The 22,696-nt window shown below is 46.7% G+C and carries 18 protein-coding genes; 7 read left to right on the forward strand and 11 right to left on the reverse strand.

Going from position 1 to position 22,696, the window contains the following annotated elements:
• Window positions 1–942: 942 nt before the first annotated feature.
• From M3661_RS14815 to M3661_RS14825, 3 genes are all read right to left on the reverse strand, one after another.
• Entirely contained in the window at window positions 943–1,089 is a 147-nt protein-coding gene (locus tag M3661_RS14815) for a hypothetical protein (protein ID WP_251486343.1), read from the reverse strand.
• A gap of 666 nt (window positions 1,090–1,755) precedes the next feature.
• Window positions 1,756–1,920: a hypothetical protein gene (locus M3661_RS14820; RefSeq protein ID WP_251486345.1), complete on the reverse strand. Its 165-nt coding sequence runs from the start codon at window positions 1,918–1,920 to the stop codon at window positions 1,756–1,758.
• 28 nt (window positions 1,921–1,948) lie between these two features.
• A complete protein-coding gene (locus tag M3661_RS14825) occupies window positions 1,949–5,014 on the reverse strand; it encodes an adenosylcobalamin-dependent ribonucleoside-diphosphate reductase (protein WP_397376524.1) in 3,066 nt (1,021 codons plus the stop codon).
• Between the two features lie 352 nt (window positions 5,015–5,366).
• Here M3661_RS14825 and M3661_RS14830 point away from each other — a divergent pair, with 352 nt between their 5' ends.
• The 3 genes from M3661_RS14830 (at window position 5,367) to M3661_RS14840 (ending at window position 9,750) form a co-directional block, all read left to right on the forward strand.
• Window positions 5,367–7,169, forward strand: a complete 1,803-nt coding sequence (locus tag M3661_RS14830) for a DEAD/DEAH box helicase (protein ID WP_397376525.1) — start codon at window positions 5,367–5,369, stop codon at window positions 7,167–7,169.
• Between the two features lie 25 nt (window positions 7,170–7,194).
• A complete protein-coding gene (locus M3661_RS14835; protein ID WP_065293768.1) occupies window positions 7,195–8,334 on the forward strand; it encodes a YqhG family protein in 1,140 nt (379 codons plus the stop codon).
• 180 nt (window positions 8,335–8,514) lie between these two features.
• Window positions 8,515–9,750 carry a hypothetical protein gene (locus M3661_RS14840; RefSeq protein ID WP_251486353.1) on the forward strand — a complete coding sequence of 412 codons (1,236 nt, stop codon included), beginning with the start codon at window positions 8,515–8,517 and terminating at the stop codon, window positions 9,748–9,750.
• Window positions 9,751–9,817: 67 nt separating this feature from the next.
• Here M3661_RS14840 and M3661_RS14845 read toward each other — a convergent pair whose 3' ends face one another.
• Window positions 9,818–10,132, reverse strand: a complete 315-nt coding sequence (locus M3661_RS14845; RefSeq protein WP_021253182.1) for a YqzE family protein — start codon at window positions 10,130–10,132, stop codon at window positions 9,818–9,820.
• A 174-nt stretch (window positions 10,133–10,306) separates the two neighbouring features.
• Between M3661_RS14845 and M3661_RS14850 the strand changes: the two genes are divergently transcribed.
• Complete coding sequence (locus M3661_RS14850; protein ID WP_083189559.1) at window positions 10,307–11,116, forward strand: N-acetylmuramoyl-L-alanine amidase family protein; 810 nt, start codon at window positions 10,307–10,309, stop codon at window positions 11,114–11,116.
• 317 nt (window positions 11,117–11,433) lie between these two features.
• Here M3661_RS14850 and M3661_RS14855 read toward each other — a convergent pair whose 3' ends face one another.
• Complete coding sequence (locus tag M3661_RS14855; RefSeq protein ID WP_251486356.1) at window positions 11,434–11,841, reverse strand: DNA-directed RNA polymerase; 408 nt, start codon at window positions 11,839–11,841, stop codon at window positions 11,434–11,436.
• 728 nt (window positions 11,842–12,569) lie between these two features.
• On the opposite strand from M3661_RS14855, the gene M3661_RS14860 reads away from it, so the two are divergent.
• Complete coding sequence (locus tag M3661_RS14860) at window positions 12,570–12,806, forward strand: DUF6953 family protein (RefSeq protein ID WP_251486359.1); 237 nt, start codon at window positions 12,570–12,572, stop codon at window positions 12,804–12,806.
• A 62-nt stretch (window positions 12,807–12,868) separates the two neighbouring features.
• Here M3661_RS14860 and M3661_RS14865 read toward each other — a convergent pair whose 3' ends face one another.
• The 5 genes from M3661_RS14865 to M3661_RS14885 all read right to left on the reverse strand — a co-directional run bounded on the left by M3661_RS14865 (window position 12,869) and on the right by M3661_RS14885 (window position 19,148).
• Complete coding sequence (locus tag M3661_RS14865) at window positions 12,869–13,894, reverse strand: hypothetical protein (RefSeq protein WP_251486362.1); 1,026 nt, start codon at window positions 13,892–13,894, stop codon at window positions 12,869–12,871.
• Window positions 13,895–13,952: 58 nt separating this feature from the next.
• Complete coding sequence (locus M3661_RS14870) at window positions 13,953–14,981, reverse strand: ABC transporter substrate-binding protein (RefSeq protein WP_251486365.1); 1,029 nt, start codon at window positions 14,979–14,981, stop codon at window positions 13,953–13,955.
• 84 nt (window positions 14,982–15,065) lie between these two features.
• Window positions 15,066–16,370: an NtaA/DmoA family FMN-dependent monooxygenase gene (locus tag M3661_RS14875; RefSeq protein ID WP_251486368.1), complete on the reverse strand. Its 1,305-nt coding sequence runs from the start codon at window positions 16,368–16,370 to the stop codon at window positions 15,066–15,068.
• A 221-nt stretch (window positions 16,371–16,591) separates the two neighbouring features.
• On the reverse strand, window positions 16,592–17,443 hold the full coding sequence (locus M3661_RS14880) for a helix-turn-helix domain-containing protein (RefSeq protein WP_251486371.1): 852 nt from the start codon (window positions 17,441–17,443) through the stop codon (window positions 16,592–16,594).
• 256 nt (window positions 17,444–17,699) lie between these two features.
• On the reverse strand, window positions 17,700–19,148 hold the full coding sequence (locus M3661_RS14885) for an amidase (protein WP_251486374.1): 1,449 nt from the start codon (window positions 19,146–19,148) through the stop codon (window positions 17,700–17,702).
• A gap of 154 nt (window positions 19,149–19,302) precedes the next feature.
• Between M3661_RS14885 and M3661_RS14890 the strand changes: the two genes are divergently transcribed.
• Complete coding sequence (locus M3661_RS14890) at window positions 19,303–20,571, forward strand: MerR family transcriptional regulator (protein WP_251486377.1); 1,269 nt, start codon at window positions 19,303–19,305, stop codon at window positions 20,569–20,571.
• A 44-nt stretch (window positions 20,572–20,615) separates the two neighbouring features.
• Here M3661_RS14890 and M3661_RS14895 read toward each other — a convergent pair whose 3' ends face one another.
• Complete coding sequence (locus tag M3661_RS14895) at window positions 20,616–21,347, reverse strand: class I SAM-dependent methyltransferase (RefSeq protein WP_251486380.1); 732 nt, start codon at window positions 21,345–21,347, stop codon at window positions 20,616–20,618.
• Between the two features lie 265 nt (window positions 21,348–21,612).
• Here M3661_RS14895 and M3661_RS31035 point away from each other — a divergent pair, with 265 nt between their 5' ends.
• Window positions 21,613–22,683, forward strand: a complete 1,071-nt coding sequence (locus M3661_RS31035; RefSeq protein ID WP_311279577.1) for a LuxR C-terminal-related transcriptional regulator — start codon at window positions 21,613–21,615, stop codon at window positions 22,681–22,683.
• Window positions 22,684–22,696: the final 13 nt, after the last annotated feature.

A 22,696-nucleotide genomic window follows, 5' to 3' on the forward strand; every position in this document is an offset into this window, starting at 1 on the left:
CTTATTCTTGCTAATGAAATGAATAATTCTATGTCTGTCTGTTTTAATGAGAATTGTAACGGTTCTGGTTGTAAGAAAGAAATTGTTTGAGGTTTTATTAAATACAGAGGAGTATCCTTATGTGGTATCGATCATGATTTCGTATGTTTTATTGTTTAAGCGATACTAGTCTTCTTAAGCTCTCGTTTTCCTTAAAGTTCTCATCTACTAAATAGTAGTTGCTAATATTTTTCACTTTTCGAAAGCGGTACTGGTGAATACATCTCCTTCCCCATCTTTCTTATTATTTATAACAATAGAGTGACCGTCAGCCCCTCGGGGTGAACTGCTTCTCAGCTCTTTCACGTAAGGACGAAGATCCAAAACGCTAAAAATGATAAGCAACCAATCATTTGTATGCATTTTTTGCAGATCTTCAAAAGAAAATAGACTTTCTTGGATATACGAGGTTTTTTCCTCCATTCTTGGGTATTTTTGGTTCAATCACCGAAAAACTTCGCCAAGTTGGGGTGAAATCCCTTTTTTATGACTGAAAATCCTTCCGTATCAAGGGCTCAGATTAATGCAAAATACTCAAATAAAAAGAGCCGCAAGAAAGTTGACCTTTCTTACAGCTCAAAAAATAAAGCAAACCCAACCCTACGCAAAGTCAGATAAGGATATATTTTGAGTGAAAAGAATAAGGTAACTTTCTTGCCAATAAAGAATAAAACAGAACAAATAGAGCTTGTTTTATTCTTTAAACGTAAGCAAGAAATTTTACATTACCCTCTTCAACTCCTATCGTAAGTGTTAGCGCAATAGTAACATGCCAAATTTTTCTTTGCAATATCCAAATTGTTAAATAATAACTTTTTCTGACATACATACCGCTCGGTATTCGGCGGTTCCTAAATATTTCATTCGATTTTTTAATAAGTAAGAATTCGTATTTCCAGTATATTATTTTGAAATTGAAGCACCGCCAGGTAATTTTTTTTGTATTTTTAAATGCGCTGCAAGATTAGTCAACTGCTCATATGAATAACAATTTTTTAACCAATCCACTCTCTTCACTTCAAACTTTGCCAGCAACACATTGATCGTCATATAATTGGCTCTAGCCAATATCTAACTAATAACTGAAAATACTCTCATCAGGATACCATTTAGGCCTATTAATCATAATACTATGCGCTCTCCTTCGCAGCATGAAATAGGAAGGTAAGCCTTGATGAGGCAGGGCAAACTAGCAATCCATTGTTGCAGTTGTGTTTGAATCAGTTTTGTTATTTCCGGCTCCGCCCGTGCAGCCTAAAGTAGAACCCAATAGAGCTCTTGTCAGACAGTTACATCTGTGATATAATATGATATTGTAAGTTCAATTTAACCCCTTTTACGTTCCTCGCTAGAAGAATAACCCTTCGTGACCACGAGGTTTTAAATTCCTATTTTGAATAACCCAAACGAAGTATGAGTTTATGTAAAGACGAAATTCTGATTCACACTGGCGCGGTCATCGGAGCCGCAAGGACAAAAGAGAGGTAGGGCTTTTGTTGTTTTAGAAGTGTCATTATTCTGTTAACCTATATAAAATGAACTGAAGTTCAACTGTAATCTCCCGTTCATTTTATGCAACTAGAAAACAACCAGGGACCAGCTGCAGCCATACTACAGGCTGTCAGGGGTTAAATAGTTGGCGTCATGCTGCGCCAAACCAAAACACAAACCCCCGGGGCGCTGCCATAGCAGCTTCACGGGGGTTTTCCATTTGCCCTATACTTTGTAACCATTAATCGGCGATTTGATCTGCGCGCCTCTCTTCATATATTCAAGCAGCGCCACCGAATTGTTATCCATGCCGCCACGTTGACACGGTAACCGATGTATTGCCCCGACTATTACAATGAACGTTACATACAAATGATCTACCGCACTCATTTCTCTCAAATCTCCAAACACATGCTCTTTATGAACAACGGCTGTAACCACAGTTCGCACACGTCTTGCAACCTTCCATATTAATGAGCGACGCTGAGCCACAAGAAGGACATAAGTCTCTCGACATCCCGTTCTTCATCTGAGGAGATGTATTTTTCTGAGCAGATGATGAATCTTCAATCGCAGCTGCGATTGGTGCCTGCTCGATCGATTCCTGTCGTACAGAATTAACCTGTTGATGATTGCCATCGGCAGTCTGATTGTTGCTGTTTGACTGATGGCCATTTTCACTCGATTGTTGGTTATTGTTGTGCGACTGACCGCTGTCATTTTGATGGTTCTGCTGACCGTTTCTCCCTTCATTATTTCGCTGACGCTCTTGATCACATGCCTGCTCCTGCATATGTGTCTCCAGCGCTTTTGCGACTGCATCTGCAATCGACTCCACCCGATTAGCCCCGAAGCCAACGGAACCTGAACCACCGATTCCCTTCAAATGCTTGATTAACAGCTCTACTTTGTTGCCATGATCGCCATAGCGCAGGAACAGTGAACATACGCGGCCTAGCGCTTCTGCCATCGCAAATACATCGGATCCAGCCTTGCCAACGTTTAAGAAGATTTCTGCAGGAATGTCATTCAAATCATTAATCGTAATGTACGCCATCCCGAACGGCGTATTAATCTTATACGTTGCTCCGCGCAATACTTGTGGACGGCGCTTGTACACATTATTTGAGCTTACTGATTCAGATTCTTCCCCCTTGGTTGCAGTTACCTCAGCAGATGGAGAAGCATTGCCATGTGTAGATTCCTGACCGTCATTACTTTCCTGCGCTCGCACTCTATCCTTCTCTTCACGATCTGAAGAGATACTAGATGATGCACCAGACGAGCCGGTATCCTGACGACGAAGCTGCTGCTCATTTCCATCCCCATTCTTCTTCTTCTTCTGCTGATCTTCCGAGACAGAGGAAGACTCGCAATGCAGAACCCCTCCTTGTGTTGATTGCGGCTTCTCCTGACCGTCCGTACTAAAATGATTCTGCACGGATTGCTGCTTCTCCTGATTGTCCCCACGGAAATCATCCTGCTCAGGCTGCTTTCCCTGCGAGTTCGAATGGGAATCAGCTTGCCCCGATTCTGAATGGTTGCTCTCTTCCTGCTTCGACTCTTTCTCCGTCGACAGCACTTGCACGTCTCGACTTCCATCCCGATATATGGTTACACCTTTACATCCGAGGTCGAACGCCAGTTCATACAATTCCTTCGTCTGCTCGACAGTAAAGTCATTCGGACAGTTCGCCGTTTTGGAAATCGAGCTGTCCACCCAGCGCTGAATCGCTGCTTGCGCACGTATATGATCCTCTGCTGACAGATCCATCGCTGTTACAAAGTAATCCGGCAGCTGGTCGTTCGGATGCGCATCCTTCCATTGCTGCGCAATCGGCACGAACTGCTCGTCGTAGCCGAGACGGCTCTGGCGGTAATATTTGAAGGCGAAGTACGGCTCGATCCCGGTGGAAGTGCCAACCATGGTACCCGTGCTGCCCGTCGGCGCTTGCGTAATGACCGTTACATTACGCATCCCCTTCGCTTGAATTGCTTCTTTGACCTCAGGATATACACCGCACATTTGCTTCATGAAGCCGCTTGACAAGTAAGGCTCTGCTTGGAAGGCAGGGAAAGCCCCTTTCTCCGCAGCAATATCCGCAGAAGCCAAGTAGGCCTCGCGGGCAATAAAGCCGAACAGCCGGTCAAGGAATTCGAGCGAGTAAGGACTTCCATATCGGATTCCAAGCTTGATCATCAATTCTGCCAATCCCATCGAGCCAAGCCCGACACGCCGCTCCTTCTGTTGATTGTTTTTATTCTCCTCAAAATGATACGGAGTCTTATCTATGACGTTATCGAGGAAGCGCACCGCATAACGCGTTACCTTCGATAGCTCCTCCCAAGCAACATCCCGCTTCTCAGCATCATAAAACTTGGACAGGTTGAGCGCAGATAAATTGCAGACACCCCACGCCGGAAGTCCCTGTTCTCCACAAGGATTCGTGCAGATAATCGGGTTGAAATACCAGCTGTTCGACATCTGATTATAATGCTCCATGAAGACAACACCCGGTTCCGCCGACTTCCACGCCGACTCTATAATCGTATGCCAAATGTCGCGGGCCTTAACTGTCTGATAAGGAATGACGGACTTGCCTGCCTTCTTCCACTTCTCCAAATCTCCATCCCACTGCTCATCATAGTCCGGATCACTCGTATCTGGGAATACAAGCTCCCAGTCCAAGTCCTCCTTCACAGCTTTCATAAATCCATTGCTAACACAGACAGATAAGTTCGCATTCGTCACTTGACCTGCAGTCTGCTTCACCGTAATAAAATCCAAAATGTCCGGATGCCAATCATACATCATTAACATTAAGGCACCACGCCGGCTGCCGCCCTGCTCGATAAGTCCTGTCGTATAGCTGAATAAGCCTCCCCATGAAACCGCTCCACTGGATGAGCCATTAACACCACGCACAATAGCCCGTCTTGGACGAAGCGAGGATAGATTGATGCCAACGCCGCCACCCCGAGCCATAATCTCTGTCATTTCCGAGAGCGTCTGCATAATCCCGCCTCGACTATCCTTCGGAGACGGAATGACATAGCAATTGAACAAGGTTAGCTCCTCGCTTGCTCCTGCTCCTGCTGCGATTCGTCCACCCGGGACAAGCTTCCAATCATCGAGAATATATCTGAATTTGTCCGTCCATTCCGCTTGCTTCTCCGTAGTCTCAACGGAGGCAATTGCAGATGCCAATCGATCCCACATTTCCTCCGGTGTTTTCTCCACGGTCAGGGTCACATGCTCAATAGACGTCTGGATGGTCGCCCCGCTTCGGAGTGCAACAGATAAGTTCCGGCCATTACGTGCAGTAACCTCTCCAACCTCCTTCGTCGGAAATTTAGGATCATCCTTGGTTAATACAAGCACAAAGTCCCCCACTCGGGTATTGTTCGTATCTGCATCCTTTTTTGCATATCGATCTAGAAATATCTTCTCACTTAGTCCTTCCAAGCGTTTCTTCTGTGGCATATTCAAAGAGAACGACCTCCTGGCTTCTTCAATTCATCAAATCATTACCGACAACCACGTGCGTTAGACCTGCTTACATGGTATGTACTCAACACTATATCTAGTGTCCAAAAAGTATTTTACATCAACATATACAAAACCACTGTGATAAATCCCTCATTCCAAACTCTTTCCATCGTATCGTATGAACAGTTATGAAATAAGAAGATTACGTCCATACTACACGGTAATGAAGAATAACGAATCGATTAGGGAGGGAGACAACATGCGTACGTATCAGCCGTCGAACGAAGAGTCTCGTACACCGAGTAACGCTTCTACAACACTAGCTTACCCCGGAATCGATGCATCTATGGGAGCTGTGGGCAATAATGGAGATAACCCCTCCTCATCCTCCCGTACTAGCACAGCTGCAATAGGTCGCATCCCCCTTACAATCGAGAACGGATGGACGGACGAGCTTCTTGCTCGCATTGACAAAAACAGCCCTTGGGATGATTGGACCTTATTCCGGCTTGCATACGAAGCTCAGCAGGCAAAGCGAATTCATGCATTTGACGAGCTTCAATGCTTAACTCATATTACAAACGTCGATCCACTGCCGCATCAGTTGGAGACAGCCCGCAAAGTGCTGCATGATATGCGAGGCAGAGCAATATTAGCCGATGAAGTAGGTCTCGGGAAGACAATCGAAGCCGGTCTTGTTTTGAAGGAATATATGATTCGGGGACTTGTGAAGCGAGTGCTCATCTTAGTACCCGCCTCTCTTGTGCTGCAATGGGTTCGTGAGTTGAACCATAAGTTCGGCATCCCCGCAATCGCCCAAAAGAAGGGATATCAATGGGCGAATGACATCGTAGTCGCTTCCATGGATACAGCTAAGCGCGATCCGCACAAGGAAATTCTCATGGAGCAGGAATACGATATGTTAATCGTTGACGAAGCCCATAAACTGAAAAATCGAAAAACAACGAACTATCAATTCATTCAGCATTTGCGCAAGAAATACTGTCTTCTGCTAACTGCTACACCCGTTCAGAATGATATGAACGAGTTGTATAACTTGATCAATCTGCTGAAGCCAGGTCAGCTGGGCGGACAAGGGGAGTTCAGCACGAACTTCGTTGCAGACAAGCGGATGCCGAAGAATGAGGGCATGCTCCAGAGCGAGCTGTCGAAGGTCATGGTGCGCAATCGCAGGGGTGAAGGCAATGTTCATTTTACGAAGCGTATCGTTAAGAATGTTCCGCTCACCCTTTCACCAGAAGAACAGGCGCTCTATGATGGCGTCACCCGATTTGTAAAGGAGCAATATCGAACAAGCAGCGGGGATATCGGCAGCATGTTCTCCCTCATTACGCTGCAGCGGGAAGTATGCTCCAGTCGGGATGCCGTCTTCTTAACACTCGTGAATTTGTCGAAGAAGCTTGCCGAGGACTCCCCTATTCGCAATTATATCTGGGATCTTGTCGATCTCATTAAAGGCATTAATGCGAATACCAAAGCCGAAACGGCGATGAACATTATTCGCGAGATTAATGAAAAAGTTATCGTGTTTACCGAATACAGAGCTACCCAGGAGTACTTGCTGCAGTATTTCCGCAATGCCGGTCTAGTCGCAGTTCCATACAGTGGAGGGATGAACCGCGGCAAGAAGGATTGGATGATGGATCTTTTCCGCGGACGGGCACAGGTCATGATTGCAACAGAAGCCGGAGGCGAAGGTATCAATCTGCAGTTCTGCCATCATATGATTAATTTTGATTTGCCATGGAACCCGATGCGCGTAGAGCAGCGGATTGGTAGGGTACATCGGCTTGGTCAGAACAATGATGTGAAGATCTACAACCTATCAACGCAAGGAACGATTGAAGAATATATATTGAACCTGCTTCATGAGAAAATCAACATGTTCGAGATGGTCATCGGCAGTCTCGACATGATCCTAGAACGGTTCGAGAAGCAGGATTCTCTCGAGAAGAGCCTCTCCCGCATTCTTCTGGAATCCGATTCGGAAGATCTGATTCGCACCGAGGTGGAGCGTTTAGGCAATTCGTTAAATGCGATACGTGAAGAAATAGATATGGAAGACGACGAGAAGAGTGCAGCGATAAGTAATCTCCTGCATAACGTGAGTGCCGAGATTGAAGGATGATGACAGGAATAGGAGGTAGGAAGGAATGAATACGGAGCAAGTACGACGATTTGTGCTCGATTATTTGGAGGCCACCGATTGTCATATCATGGAGACCTCACCTGCCAGTGTAACCGTGAAGCTGTCAGAACGAGCCGACCGTAAGCTTACGAACCGTCCCTACTACTGGGGTTTTGTTGATCGCACAGGGGCAGAGCCCGAGACGATGCGATTCACCTTCGTATTCGATCCTTCTGCGATGCCGCCTGAACCCCATCGTGGACCTTCTGCCCCGCCAGTCCTGCCGCCTGCGGGTAACGCCACAGCTCCGCCAACTGGTGCAGCTATTGCTCCGCCTCCGGGCTCTACCCTTGCCGGTACAGCCCCCGGTGACTCCATCCTCGGTCGCTACTTCGGCGTAGCACCCGCCTTTACAGGCGGCGGTGGAGGCTTAGGACGAATTCCACGCGAGGATGTTACCTTCGGCAGCCGGCGGTTGTCGAGCATCATGCAAGCGGTTCATGAAGAGGGTCGCTTCATTCAATTGTTCGCTGAACCAGCCAATGCCGGCAGTACTGCTGCAAGCAGCTCCACACGAGGTAGTAAGCGTTCTACTGCATATGAGCCATGGCTTCTCTTAAATCTTAACGTCGAATTTTCTTGCGATCTGAAGAGAGAGGAAATTCATTCGTTCGGAATATCTCTTGTAACGGGACGCATTCGGACTGACTTCATGGAACAGCTGCTGTCCATGCCCTTGTCCCCTAAGCTTCCTTCCAATGTGCATGTTGCGTCTTGGTCGTTGTCTATTCAACAAGCCCGCGAGGCTGTAGAAAGACATTTAATCGATCTCATCTCTACCTATGACGATACATGGGCTGTGGAGGCGTCAGAACGATTGGAAGAAGAGCTTGCGAGATTGAAGTCTTATTACGAACCTCAGCTTCAGCAATTCAGCACCGATGCCGAGCAGGCTGCGAGTACGCCATTCAACAAGGACAAGCATGGCGGGAATGGTTCCGACACTGATCCCGAACAAGGGAATACAAATTCCCCTTCGAAACAAGAACAGATCCAGCAGCAATATGACATGAGGTGCCAAGAGATTCGGTGGCAGTTCGAGCCTCGGATTGCGGTCAATATTCTCAATGCAGGTTTGATTCATCTTCCTTCGACATTGACCTAAGCCTATCAATCATGAACAGTGCAGAAACGCCACATTGCGGCAAAAATAGAACGTGTAAAGGACAAGCACCTGAACAATGGAACGACACCATTTTTAGAGCTTGTCCTTTACAATTAAGGATATCTACTAACAGCAACCGATACAGGCAGCCTGTAACAACGGAAATTAGAGGTGATTCGCATGAATAATGAACCTTGGTGGACGAAATTGGCTTATATCGCCGCATCCGCTGCACTGACTTCCCTTGTAGCTGGCAGTGTTACTGTCGGCATTCTGTTTGCATCAAGCGAAGCCAAGACACTATCGGGCAGAACCAATGAGAACATTGTAGGCGAGGCTTATGCTCCGCTCTCCCTTCAACAATCCTTATTTAGTGAACATTCGCTCATCTTGACGTCTACTTCTGCTTCGTCTACCTATCAAACCTTCCAGCCCGCCCCCGCATCTTTGACCCTGCTTCCAGGGGGTGGAGAGAACAAACAGATTGATGAAGCAATTATCCACTATCAGCAGCAGCTCGCCAAGAAAGCCCCATTCCAGCAATGGGAGCATGCAGATACAGAACGCTTCCCTCTTGGGCCAGGCATGCATGGGTGGTTCATCCGCGTCATGGACAAGCAAAAGCAAATTGGATATATGATTCTACAGGCAGATGCCGATGGTCAAATACGACTGTCGGAATATGGGCTTGGCGAACAGCAACCCTTTGATGAGTCGACCTTACAGGATGCATTGTTATATCGACAGCAGCAGCTTGTTGAGGAACGTAATAAGGAAGTACGGGTAACGAGTATTTACCCGTACCAGCTAGCCCCGCTGCTTACCGTATGGCGAGTGGAATGGCACAACGGGAACGTTGATTGGCTTGATGCGCAAAGTGGAGAGTGGCTCCCGTTGCCGAAGCAGTATGCACCAGCGCCAACAAAACGAGATGCAAATAATGGCCCTACATTGCTGAGCCAGCCCTCAGAGAATCGATCTAATCGCATGGACAGCAAGGAACGATTGCTTCCGACACAATTGCTATCCTATCATGCCGTCGCCTCCTCGCAGAGCTACAGCGAGGTTGCCTCATCAAGCAGTTTGATTGAACCATTCGATCCCTATGAGAATGTGAAGTGGATGACTAAGCTATCTATGAATAGCTCCAAGGAGCTTCCTCTTACTTATCGTGATCAAAATTGGGTTTATGTACAGCGCATAAGTGGCGGGGCTGTTAATCAACCTTTTTCGTATATCGGGATTCAGAGATGGATGCTTGGAGGAGGAAATAGAGATGGTCAGAGCAATTCAAGCGATTTGGCAAAGACAAGAGACAATGTGTATGTAATTGTCGCTTCTCCTGACATGAAATCCATGCGCTGGCTGCCCTCCTCAGATGCATTGCAAGCGGGGGCATTTATTCCACAGTCGTAAAAAATATGTTCATAGCTTGATCCTTGCAAAGAGGCACGACCTTCAAAGGCGTGCCCCTTTTTTTTGCCTAAGGTTGAGAAGGCGTCCCAGATCCTGATGATGGAGAATTTGAGGCTGTTTTGACTTGTTTGCGCAATAGTCGGAGCACATTTAGTTCTCTGGCCCGCTTGAGTAGAGGCTTGCTTGCACTCCCCCATTGGCCAGCCCACATTTTGACTCCGAATGGCACCATTCCGAACCACTTCGTTTGCCACGATTCCTTTGCACGATTTTTCCGCTCCATTTGACGCTCCCGACGCGCTTCAACCGGCGTATCCATATAGGTGACAACGCGTTGTGTAATGTATTTAATCAAGTCTTCTCCTTTTCCTGCTTTAGCCATAACGGTTCTCAATCCTCTCGTCGTTATCTCTTGGCTGCCTCGCCCCGTCATTCTTAGGATACCCAGATCTACGGCGCACCAACCCAAATTGGCAGGAATGAGGTTGTGCTTCGCTGTACACGATAAAGATGGAATGATTATGTTGACCATGTGACAGAAAGAAGGGATTGCTTTATGCTACATCAACCGTCATGTGCATCGCGATTGCGCCGAATGGTCGCTGGCATTATAGCTATTGTCATCGGGTGTACCGCTAATATTGGGATAGGACAGGCCGGACGTGCTGCCGCCACATATGAGACTGCCGTATATCAGGAATTAGCCGTGGACGCAATCCCTGAACCTTTTGCAGCATCTGTCCCACCCAATACAGAACCAATTGGATCCCTTCCGAGTCTTCCCTTTTCTAAGCTGGTCTTAATTGATGCAGGACATGGGGGAATTGACGGGGGAACAACTCACGGCAATATCTTGGAGAAGGACATTAATTTAGCTATCGCTCAGAAGTTGTATCTTATGCTGAAGTCGAGGGGCATTCCGGTCATTGTCAACCGAACCGGTGATTATGCGCTTAGCGATGATAACCGATGGTCGGCCACCCGCTCTAGACATCGCAAGGATCTTGCACAGCGTCGGCAGCTAAGTCAAGAACTCCCCGTATCCATATTCATCAGCATTCATGTCAATTGGAACAAAAACAAAGCTGCACGCGGCCCGATTGTGCTGCATCAGAAAGAAGGGCGAAGCCGAATGCTCGCTTGGTTTATTCAACAATCATTGAATCCAATCTTTGCATCGCATAAGCAGCCAGAGCTCGGCCCTACTTATTATTTGCTCAAGCGGGTGGAGCAGCCAGCAGTGATTGTTGAGGCCGGGTTTATTAGCAATGATCGGGATCGCAAGCTGCTGACTGAATCACGAACTCAGACGCTCATTGCATCACGCATCTGTGATGCAGTTATGTTGTATCAATCCATGTTCTAACTGGAAGAAGCGCTCTCTTCATCTGTTCAAGCAAGGGGGCGCATTCCAGCGTCATATTACAATTAGGCTATACTTTGGGCTTCTTTAGGCATAAGGAGAAGAGCTTCGGGGGTTGCTTTTATAAGTTAATTGATTAAAGCAAGTGGAAATAAATAAACCTCTTAAGTTTTATCCTTAAGAGGCTGTTAACGTTCCATACTTTCCAAAAACATATGCTCACCCAATCGTTTAAAATGAGATGCAATATGAGATGCTAAAGTGGACGAGAACTGTCCGTGAGATGACAGTTTATAAAATCCTGATCGCATCCTATACACTTACGCTGTGCGCTGTTGTACAAAATTCATAATCACATAGCCTTCAACAATACGATACTGAATCGCTCCGTACTTCTCCATCAACTGCAATGCCGCAGTAAGAGCATCAATCGCTTCGGAAATGACACCAGGTTCAATGCCTCGTTGATTGTGCATGTAACGCGTATTCAATGCATCGCGATGTACAGCATCAAGTTTCGAGCACGCAGCATGGAAGATCATTTCTTGTTCCTTCGCACGTGTAATGGCATGACGCAACTTGTCTTGTTCACGACGCGCACTCACCATGTTCATCTTCATATCTTGTACATAAGACATGCGATAAGTCAATCTACGCTCATTCAATGCACGGCTTGCACGGTAGTCACCCATGTGATTCAACCAATTGTTTACTAGTATTGTATTCATTTGTATTCCTCCAACTTCTTAAGAAAAAACCTCCTAGCTCTATTTTCAATGAGTCAGGTTTCTTAAAATTCTCTTTCTTTAACATGATTAAACATTTCACAACATGTTCAAACATCATCCCAGCATAGGATGATCAATCCTCAAAAACATTTCACAACTAAAATAGCCAATAAAAATAAAGCAAACTTCACTACCAATTACAATTCCAAGCTTAAAAAAGGGACAAAGCAATAGTGAGTAACGAACCAATGGACAGACAGGTGGTTGGCGAAATGGACGGTGAAATGACGGTTGAGGGAGTGTGTTGCGTTATTAAATATTTATTATACACTCACTCCTCCACCATGTCAATACCTTTTTTTCAAAAGTTAGATCATTTACGCCCCTTACTCCTTTATCATAATCGAAATTCTTTCACATACAAGTTAAAAAATTGTATATAAGTTCTCAAGCGCAGTCGCAAATCGCTTACCTTAGCATAAGATAATGGGAAAAGGATATGATTATTTAAGATAGATACTACTCAACTGTGCTCTATTTTCAGTTTATCACAGTAAAGCAACTATGCACTTAAGCATATAAGCGTTAAATGACAAAAGATTTTCACATTTACATAGCAGGATTGGGTAGGATCTTGTAGTAATATAAAGATACGGGATCAGACTTTAGGACGGAGAAGCCCAAAACTGTCAGCCGTAAATATAGGAATTATGAAGGGAGCAAGTAAAATGAACGAACAACACGTTGCACTGTGGTTGTACAACAAGATTAAAAGAGATATCGTCGTAAACTTGGCTGATGCAGTTCAAAGCATTGAAGAAACATTCGGCAAGCGTTTCACTTTTTCCTTTGACAACGGGATGAAAGCAGTCAACAAAACAGTTGCTATGGAATTTGGAAAATTGAACAAGGATGGAAAGATCGAATGGAATCCTTCAGAATATAAATGGGTTTTTAAAATGTAAATAGCATCTATAGAAAATGACGAGCCGCTGGCCATTAAGCCAAGCGGCTCTTTTGTATTACATCATTCCGACGACATTCCAATTCTCGACAATAGAACCTCCGCTTGGGCATATCCGGCAGGCATACTGAGATATATGCCATAATCATAGTAGGAAGCATCATAGCTTTGAACCGATTTTGTCGTTCCATCAGCCTTCATTCCCTTAACACCCAAGATATACGCATTCCTCTTGTTCCAGGTTGAATTCGGATAAAATACGTCAGCTGCATGATTTTGATTTAAATTAACGGTAATGGCTTGAGTTAGCGGGACATCATATCCGTGGACTTTCGCGTTCCCGCTGCTCGTTATTTGCACAAGATACTCCCAATTTTCGATCTGAGCAGATTTCCCTCCTGGCAATTTCATGACGACCACTTCCGCTTTGTCCATGTCCGCCTTGTTGGAATCCGGGTTGAACGAGCCATCAGCCTTATCATTGTAGTTGATTGGTGCTGTCAAGCCATAGAAGAGGCCGCTCTGTTCCCCAATATCTTTGTTCCACAGTCCATGTTGAACATTCCAGCACATTCCGTTATAGGCAAACACATAGTCTTGAATAGGACGCTGCGGGACTAAGCTTCCACCGCTGAATTTACCCAGTGAAAGCCTACTGAGCGGAGATATGCCTGAGCCGTCAATTTCAATGCCTGATCCTCCGATCGTCACTCCTCCATATGAGTCACACATAAACAGATTATTCCATCCCAGCATGATTCCGAACTCACGCCAGCTTCCATCCGGTTGCAGAGCCCCGATATCTTCACCGGTTTGGTCACGTCCAGGATCCCCTACACTGTATGCCTTTTTCCCGTTAGCCTTCCATAAATTCATTCCCTGATTGTCTAAATCTCCGATGTTCTCTTCACCTGGATACGTGCCGCAAGCCTGCATTTGCCAACCGAAGCTAAAATTGTCGACATTGATCCGCTTGAATCGCTTGGCGGTCTCATCGTAGCGTGCGTTAATAAGCAGCCACAACTCATGTACTTCGACTCCGTTGCGAATCGTATGGATCGTGGCTGTATTAAAAAATGGATCCTGCAATCGCATCCCCTCCTAAACCATAGTATCGATTGAGGTGGCCGATTGTTACGGATGCTTATTATTGATGAGTTTGAGTCGTTTGCCCCGCCAGTTTCATAAAGTTCTCCGCAGCTAGGCGGATAGCCAGAACGCTGCCTGAATTCAGAGAATTATCGAAGTATAGCACATGATTCTCCTTCACAGCCTTCAATGATTTCCATACCGCCAAATCTGACTTCTCCTTAACTGCTGCCTTCGCTTGATCCATATTATGCTGAATGATGAGGTAATCCGGGTTCATTTCCGATAAAGCCTCCAAAGACAGCACACTTCCGTCTTCCGGATATCCATTCGGCTTCATCAGTCCGAAACCTGCAGCCTCGTTATAGTACATTGTATTTTTCGTTCCCTGAGCTGTAAAATTGGATTTGCCGTCCACTCTTAGCAGGGCGTAGCTTTTCTGCGTGAGATCTCCCAGCTTTTCCTTCGTTTCTTGAATCAGTTCCTTGGTGTCCTTAATTAGCTGCTCAGCTAATGCATCTTTACCGATAATTTGGGCGCATATCATCGTTGCCTGCTCCCACGTATCTTGGTAATCAATTTGGATGACAGGAGCGATCTTGCTTAGCTCCTCGTAATTCGCATCGATATGACCTTTGAAGGTAACAATTACATCTGGATTCGAAGCAATAACCGCTTCCAAGTTTAAGTCCCTTCCCGTACCCAAATCTGCAATTTCAGCAGTTCCGACGTAAGGCTGCAACGTTGCGAATTCCTTCATCGCGCTCACTGCATTGCCCGAGGCAATCGGAGGCGTGTCCAACGCGAAAAAATAATCCAAATACAAGGGATGAAGCACCGCTATCCGCTTGGGACGTTCTTTCAATATGATCTCATGTCCCGCAGAATGCGTTATCGTTCTCGGCCACACACCATTATCGGAAGTACCCGCTTTACCCTTTTGTTTTACACTTGGCTGTCCAATTTGTTGTCCGCTCGCAGCATTTGTGAAAGACTTGTTCCCATCAGGTGTCTTTTCCGAACATCCGACCAGAGCTCCTGCCGCAATGACTAGCAGTGCAATTAAGCATATTCCCCACCGTTTCATTTTCTTCCCCCAGCATTGTCACTGTATTGGTCTACTTCCGATTCCTTTATCAATTAGAAGCATGTTCGCTATAACGATTGGATCTTAGATTTGTAAATGCTCCTTCAATGTCGATCCCGTATATTCGCTTCTGAATACACCTCGCTCAACTAGCTGTGGCATCAGCTCTTCGAAAAATATCTCCAGCGACCTCTCTGAGCCACCCGGAAGTGCGATAAATCCATCGATCGCACCTGCATCGAACCGCTGCATAATATCCTCCAGCACGTCTTCAACCGTTCCAACGGAAACCCAATGCGCGGATCCAACGACCTCAGGCCTTGCCAACACCTCTGCTACCGTAGGCTGATTATTCATTATGTATCTACGGAGCAGTTCGGCATGTGTTCGGCTGCGCACCGGTTGATTCGGATCAGGAAGCATATTTACGGTCACGCGATCATTCAATTCATAACTGCTCAGATCAACACCCAGCACAGATTTGAGCGCTGCATGTCTACGTTCTGTACTTAAGTGCGCATTCGCAGCTTCGAATAATAACTGTGCCTCCTCACGGGTATCTGCTAGGAAGAAATACAATCCTGGTAGAATTTTGATCCCATTCGGATTACGTCCATGTTCCTCCGCTCTTCTTCTCAGATCTTTACGCAGCTCCACACCGGACTCCATATCCGGCATCGCCGCAAAAATAGCATCCGCGAGAGAAGAAGCAAATTCTCGTCCAATATCAGAAGCACCTGCTTGAAATAATGGAATGGTTCCCGCCGCATGAGCTGGCATCGTAAGGGGGCCCTTCACTTGAAAGAACTCTCCGGAATGATGAATCGGAGTTACTTGATTGGGGTCTGAAAATGTTCCCGACTCTCGATCTACAAGAATCGCCTCACGGGGGAAGCTTGCCCACAGCTCGCGTACTACATCCGTAAATTCCCTCGCTCTTGCATACCTGATCTCAGGAGATGGCATTGGGGAATCACCGAAATTGTCTGCTCCTTCTATTGAAGTTACTATGTTCCATCCAGCACGTCCGTTACTTAGCCAATGCAGAGACTGCAACTGCCTAGCTACAACATACGGTGGATTGAAGGTAGTGGACACCGTCGTAACCAGTCCGATCCGTTCCGTCTCGCGAGCAATCGCCGCAAACATGACCGTCGGATCAGGACTTCCGAAATTAGCGGAATCACCGAGCATTTGCGGACTTATGTATAAATAATCTGCTCTGAATAGAAAATCGAGCTTAGCCTTCTCCGCCAGCTTGGCCAAGTCAATATAATAATCAATCGAATCCATCTTCTCCACGCCGCTATCAGGATGCCGCCATCCATGCCCCTTCATCCAGGTTGCCGATAATGATAATCCAATGCATAATTGCCGATTTGCTATCACGTGCTGCTACCATCCTTCCTACCTATAGTCATGTAGTCATCCTCTTAGGGCTCGCCTATCGGATGCACCTTCATCAAGAATGAATATTGTTCATACCCAAATAAGTAATAACGATAATCATTCTCATTAAATAGTGTAGCAAGGACTCCTCTTCGAGCAAATACATAAATAGTAAATACGACATGCACAATTATCAAAATCGATGGGTTATTTCATGTAATTCAAGGCTCTTCTTTATCGCCATGACGATTTCGCATACTAACGTATGCGGAAGGAGACACACCGAACTTCTTTTTAAATGCCCTGCTGAAATAAAGCGGATTTGCGTAACCGACACTAGCCGCTATATCACTGACAGAAAAACTTCCGATTGTAAGCAGCTCACAAGCTCTCTCCATTCGATAATGAATGGCATAGTCGATGGGACGATATCCCGTATATTTATGGAAGTAATAAGAGAAGCGTTTGGCATTCATGGCATGTATGACTGCTAATTCGCCCAGTGTCAGCGGATTCATATAATTTCTTTTGATGTATAAGATAGCCGCCTCTATCACTTCTTCATTCGGAGAACTGCTATATTTACGATTTTTATACCCCATAAGCACTTGATGCATCATTCGCAAAAATATTACCTTTACGCGGAGCTTGCCGATTCCATCCAACATTTGTACGCTCTGATGCAGAATAGTCAGCAATTCGAAGACCTCAGGGATCACATCAAGCTCAAGTTCGAAATGTAGATTACACGCATGATTGAGGCTGTCGGTACTTCCCTTGTTCAGTCGATAGAACACGGAATAATACTCCAATTCGGATTTACTTGTCACTTGCGCTTCCATCCGCATGTTTGGAGCCGCATGAAACACGGAGCCTGAATGCAAATCGTATATCGTCCCATTTATATTGATTCTTACAGTTCCACGGATAATAAAGAGAAAACCATGCTTCTCCGTGATGAATTCACGATGTATGCTTTTGGGCTGAATTACTAAACGGTATACATTCTCGATTTCATAGGAATCATTTGCATACACTTCTGCTAATCTATCCACATCTGCTTTATTCCGCATATGCTCTCCTTTATGTGATTTTCCATACCTATCAATAAGGAACGTAATAAAACTACATGCTATCGCTAGAAACCAGCAACTTTATCGTCATTGTAGCAAAAGCAGGATGTGAATCAAACCTGTCGCAACCAAAAAAAACCATAATGAATGTGAGTTTTTTCGATCATTGTCGTAAAGATAATAGGATCTCCAAAAACCCAGGTCATCTTTTTAAGTCGACCTGGGTTTCTGTTCGTCTGATCAGAAAATGAATGGCTTATTGGCTGCTAGCTGCATGAATGAGGGGACGCTTATGATTCCATGGCCGGGCGGCTTCCAATTGGGCGGAGAGCCGCAGCAGTGTAGCTTCGTCGGCGAATCGCCCAGCAAATTGCATCCCGATCGGCAGACCGTCCGCGCTCCAACCAAGCGGAAGTGATACAGCAGGCTGGCCTGTCGTATTAAAGAGACTAGTGAACGGAGCGCGGGTGAATACTTGTTCTGTCCAGCTTCTTAGATCGATATCCGAATTATTGGCATTCAGTTCGCCTAACGGAAACGGCAAAGACGCAATCGTTGGGGAAAGGAGCACGTCGTACTGTTCAAAGAAACGACCGACGGATCGAGACGCTTGCGCACTGATATCGAGGGCATTAAGCAGATCATGGGCGGTTAAGGTAGCGCCGTATTGGTAAGCTTTCAGTATCGTTGCTTCCAGATTATGTTCCGAGGGCTTACGATTCAAGGCCTTCGCAAGCCGCTCAATTCCATGATACGTGTTGGCCGCCCATATGTGCATCGTCGCCACGAACAATGCTTCATAATCCACTTCTGGCAATACCTCCACTAATTCATGCCCGAGTTCCTCACATAAGCCGACGGTCTCATGCAAGACCCGCAAGCATTCCGCATCAACGGGGGTGCCCGATAACGGCTTGCCCATCCAGGCTATCCGCAGTCTCCCCGGCTCCTCAGCAAGTTCTGCTGAGAAGGGACGGCTCGGCCGCTCGGCCCAAGCATAAGCCCCCGGGTCTGGCCCTGCAACCGCATCCAGCAGTGCAGCCGCATCGCGCACCGTCTTGGTCACGGCAAATTGTATACCGAGTCCGCTCAGCACTTCTCCGTTGTCAGGACCGTTGGGTGTTCGTCCACGCGTCGGCTTCAAGCCGACCAGACCGCTGCAAGACGCAGGAATGCGGATAGAGCCGCCACCGTCATTGGCATGCGCAATTGGCACAATACCTGCCGCGACCGCCGCAGCAGAGCCGCCGCTTGAGCCGCCTGGACTCCTATCCGGATTCCAAGGGTTTCTCGTCGGCCCATACAGAACCGCTTCCGTTGTTACATTGAAGCCAAATTCGGGCGCTGTGGTGGATCCGAGTGTCACCAGACCTGCCTGTCGGAACCGCCTCATCATCTCGGAGTCGTACGGATAGATCATTCCTTCCCCTAGTCGGCTCCCGCTATTTAGAGGCACTCCAGCCGCATGCAAAGTTGAATCCTTGACCAAGAACGGAATTCCAGTAAACGGGCCATTCGGCAAAGCAGACGTGCTTTCTTTTTCTGCCAGCTCCTGCATCGATACGGCCATCACATTTAGTTGCGGATTCAGCAGCCGGATAGCTTCGCAAGCTAATGCCGTCAGTTCCTGTGGCGTAACTTCGCAGCGCTTGACCAGCTCGGCAAGACCCAGACCATCATAACTAGCATATTCGGATAACTTCATTGCATCTCACCTCTTTCTTCGTTATGCGCTTATCTTAAGAGATGGAGCGTACTTGAGATCAAGCCTGCAATAAATCTCATTTTCCAAAAAAATCTGGAGTGCCCCCGCAATTTTAGTTTATTATTAGATTAAGGAAAATATGGGAGGTGCTTACATGAAGATTGGGGCATTCGCCAAGAGTTTTGACGTGTCCGTAGATACGGTACGCTACTACATTGAAATCGAGCTGCTGCTTCCGGATAAAAAGGCAAGCGCCCAATATGAATTTACTCCTTCATGCGTTGAGGATATGGCCTTTATCAGTGAAATGAAGCAGTTTCATTTTACACTTCAGGAAATCCGCCAAATGCTTTTGAGGAAGCGGATCTCTGATTTTACCGTCTTCGAAGACATCCGCTGGCATTATCTACGTATGATGAACGAAAAGAAAAAGCGGCTGATGAAGGATAAAGAGCAACTGGAAAACGCTCTTCATCGGCTTGAAAATAAATTAATCACTTTACAGGACGAGCCTAGGACGGAAGCAGAGACCGGAGTGCCTTACTCCTTTTTGCCCCTGCTTTACTGCCCCTCCTGCCGCATTCCACTGCTTATGCGAAACGCCTGCCTTCAGGGAAAATATATGCTTAGCGCACAATTATACTGCTCCTGCTCTTATCGGGCGGAAATCAAGGACGGCATTCTGCTTACCTCGGATAAAGAAAACGCTCGTTCCGCATATACCTATGGCTATGAGCACGAGCGTTTTCAATTGCTTTCATCTGCTTTTATCAACCTGACGGAAAAGGGCAACCAATGGTTGGCCGACCGGCTTAGAAGCGAACCTGCCAAGCACCAGCTGATTGTGGAAGCCAACGCTGATGTGTACACGGTTCTACCTAGATACATCTCATCTCTCCCACCGGAGACGATGTACATCTTTTGCGGTACGTCGAGCGAACTGCTTATCAGGCTTAAAGAGAAGCTTTCACAGAACCATACCGATTTGCAGGCGCTTTATATCGAGAGCAGTGATTGGCAGCTTCCGCTAGCCCCCGTTACCGTTGATTTGATCGTCGACAGCTTTTCGTTCAACGACTTTTCGTTACACAATCGAACCTTCCCGCTTCTCCCGATGCTGACTTATCTCAAGCCGGGCGCCCGTGTGCTTGGGCACTATTTGTATTATCAGCCGCCCGCCGCTTCACTTTCGCGAATTTGTCATCTGTTTCCGCAAGCTCATGAGCGAACCTATTATCCAGATTATTTGGATGAAAACTTCTCCCGTGTCGGCATGAAGTTAACGGAGCGCGAACTGCTTGGTTACACAAAGGAACCGGGAAGCTATTTACGCTATCATGTCCATAACGAAAAGCTTCATCTGTTGGCCTACTTGGCTGAGCATCGTGGCAGCGATGATCGTCCAAATCTTTTTGTGCAGTGATGTGGATGATGGATTAAGACGACGGTTGCGTGGTATAAGAACCATCACATGGATAATGATTGCTTGGCCTGGATTGACACCCAAGCATCAATCAGATAAACGCCAAAATAAGAAGAAACCTGCTCGAAGCCCGCCCCTTTCAACAGTTCTTGAACCTGTATCGCAGGGATCGGATCGTACGTAGTACCAATAGATTCCGCAAACTTTGCAGTCTCCTCCCGGGATACGCCGTTGTCCTGCATATGCCTCACCCAAGTTCGCATTTGAAGGTCAAAAGCAGTCGTGCCAGGCTCCCCGTTAATCGAGGAAAGGAACAACGGCGCTCCCGGTTTCAGCCGCTCTGCAATCCCGCGCAGCAGCTGTAACTTAGCAGATAGTCCTTGTATGAAATGCAGCACAAGCATGCAAGTTGCTGCATCGTAAAGGCGGCCGGGCGGCAGGTTCTCGATCGTGCCCTGAATGAGCGTCACTCTCTGTTTTAATCCAGCTGCCTCTACCCGACGTGCTGCAATCTCCAGCATACGTTCGGAAAGATCAATTCCCGTAAACGTCCTGTCCTCATGTTCCGCGCCGAGCGTTACGCACTCCTGACCGCCGCCAGCGCCAACAATCAGAATATCGCTGCTCTCTCCAACTTTTCCTTGTGCACTCAGCAAGCGATTCGTAATCTCGTACAAGCTTGCATAACCTGGAATTTTCAGCGGTATCGTCTGCTCATATTGGTATACGGCCGGATTCTCCCAATCAAGCGGCTGACGTTCGTTCATGCGATTCATCTCATCCATCTCCTTTATTTGACCAACCATGTGGTCCTCATTATTGTGTTTTCCTTGCCGGATATTAATTGTCCGTTATTCGATCATTTCATCCATTGAAAACAACCAAAAGCCCCCCGCATCCTCTTCCCAACTTCCAGTTTTCCTACTATAATGATAATCATTATCAATTATAAAGAGTATCAATCGAACCTCTCATCCCAGAAATCTGGGATTTATTCATGCAACCTGTTAAACTTGAGGCTTGAGGAGGCCAAATTTGCACATGAACATGGAGTCCAACAAAATCGAGCTGTTGAAGTTATCCGAGGGCATAGGCTGTTCTCGTACGTATCGGAAAAAACTCTTGAAACTGCTGCAGAAGGTTGTCCCCTTCGATGCCGCATGCTGCACTACCGTAGATCCCGATACACTGCTGTGTACGGGTTCTGTAACAGATGAAGCAGTAGAGCTCATCCACAACAGCTTGTTCGAGTATGATTATGTCCGTTCCGACTACATTCCTTATCATCAATTAGTGAAGGCTGACGTTCCGGTTGCAGCATTAAGCCACGCAACGGAAGGAATCCTGACGAGAAGCGCGCGGTACAGCAATGTGCTGTCTCCTGCTGGCTTCAGTGACGAATTGAGAGCAGCATTGATGTATAAAGGAACTTGTTCGGGGTACTTAACATTGTTTCGCCGATTCGAGCACCCGTTATTTACAGAAAATGAGCGTGCTTTTCTTGCTTCTCTCGCGCCAGCAATTGCTATGCGTTTGCGCAAATCTAACTTTGTAATACCAACTGAGGGTAAAGTCGAGCCAGAGATGGAACCTGGTATCATCATTCTGGATGAGAGACTTGGCGTATTATCCACGAACGAAGCTGCAGACCACTGGTTGTCTCGGCTGCGTGCATGGGAATGGATTGACGACGATGTGCTTCCTAGACCTGTGCGAACAGCCTGCTTCCGAGCCTTGTCCGATTTACCAGCAGCTACGTCAGCGGCAAAGTGCTGTGTCCATCTCCCCGGCTATCCGTATTTGACCATTCGCGTGAGTAAGCTGCACGCATTGAATAATACCGATAGGAGCCCCAGACTCGCCGTATCATTCGAGCCAACTGGGCCAGCGGACACGCTGCGGCTGATGTCTGAAGCCTATGAACTGAGCGAGCGGGAGAAACAAATACTTAATGCGATCGTCCGAGGCATGTCCACCAAGGAACTTGCGCTCTCCTTACATATTTCAGCCTATACGGTGCAGGATCATATCAAATCTATTTTTGCGAAAACGGGAACATCCAGCCGCAGAGATCTAGTTTGGCGATTATTCTCTCAATTCGGCATTGTATGACTTTGCAGCGTAT

Origin of the sequence: Paenibacillus sp. MER 180 (assembly GCF_023713665.1) — a bacterium.
GTDB classification, from domain to species: Bacteria; Bacillota; Bacilli; order Paenibacillales; family Paenibacillaceae; genus Paenibacillus_B; species Paenibacillus_B suaedae.

Excerpts from the sequence above, each read along its gene's own strand:
- M3661_RS14815 (WP_251486343.1), bottom strand. The coding sequence starts at position 1,089 with ATGACGATCAATGTGTTGCTGGCAAAGTTTGAAGTGAAGAGAGTGGAT.
- M3661_RS14820 (WP_251486345.1), bottom strand. The coding sequence starts at position 1,920 with ATGAGTGCGGTAGATCATTTGTATGTAACGTTCATTGTAATAGTCGGG.
- M3661_RS14825 (WP_397376524.1), bottom strand. The coding sequence starts at position 5,014 with ATGCCACAGAAGAAACGCTTGGAAGGACTAAGTGAGAAGATATTTCTA.
- M3661_RS14830 (WP_397376525.1), top strand. The coding sequence starts at position 5,367 with ATGGGAGCTGTGGGCAATAATGGAGATAACCCCTCCTCATCCTCCCGT.
- M3661_RS14835 (WP_065293768.1), top strand. The coding sequence starts at position 7,195 with ATGAATACGGAGCAAGTACGACGATTTGTGCTCGATTATTTGGAGGCC.
- M3661_RS14840 (WP_251486353.1), top strand. The coding sequence starts at position 8,515 with ATGAATAATGAACCTTGGTGGACGAAATTGGCTTATATCGCCGCATCC.
- M3661_RS14845 (WP_021253182.1), bottom strand. The coding sequence starts at position 10,132 with ATGGCTAAAGCAGGAAAAGGAGAAGACTTGATTAAATACATTACACAA.
- M3661_RS14850 (WP_083189559.1), top strand. The coding sequence starts at position 10,307 with ATGCTACATCAACCGTCATGTGCATCGCGATTGCGCCGAATGGTCGCT.
- M3661_RS14855 (WP_251486356.1), bottom strand. The coding sequence starts at position 11,841 with ATGAATACAATACTAGTAAACAATTGGTTGAATCACATGGGTGACTAC.
- M3661_RS14860 (WP_251486359.1), top strand. The coding sequence starts at position 12,570 with ATGAACGAACAACACGTTGCACTGTGGTTGTACAACAAGATTAAAAGA.
- M3661_RS14870 (WP_251486365.1), bottom strand. The coding sequence starts at position 14,981 with ATGAAACGGTGGGGAATATGCTTAATTGCACTGCTAGTCATTGCGGCA.
- M3661_RS14880 (WP_251486371.1), bottom strand. The coding sequence starts at position 17,443 with ATGCGGAATAAAGCAGATGTGGATAGATTAGCAGAAGTGTATGCAAAT.
- M3661_RS14885 (WP_251486374.1), bottom strand. The coding sequence starts at position 19,148 with ATGAAGTTATCCGAATATGCTAGTTATGATGGTCTGGGTCTTGCCGAG.
- M3661_RS14890 (WP_251486377.1), top strand. The coding sequence starts at position 19,303 with ATGAAGATTGGGGCATTCGCCAAGAGTTTTGACGTGTCCGTAGATACG.
- M3661_RS14895 (WP_251486380.1), bottom strand. The coding sequence starts at position 21,347 with ATGAATCGCATGAACGAACGTCAGCCGCTTGATTGGGAGAATCCGGCC.
- M3661_RS31035 (WP_311279577.1), top strand. The coding sequence starts at position 21,613 with ATGAACATGGAGTCCAACAAAATCGAGCTGTTGAAGTTATCCGAGGGC.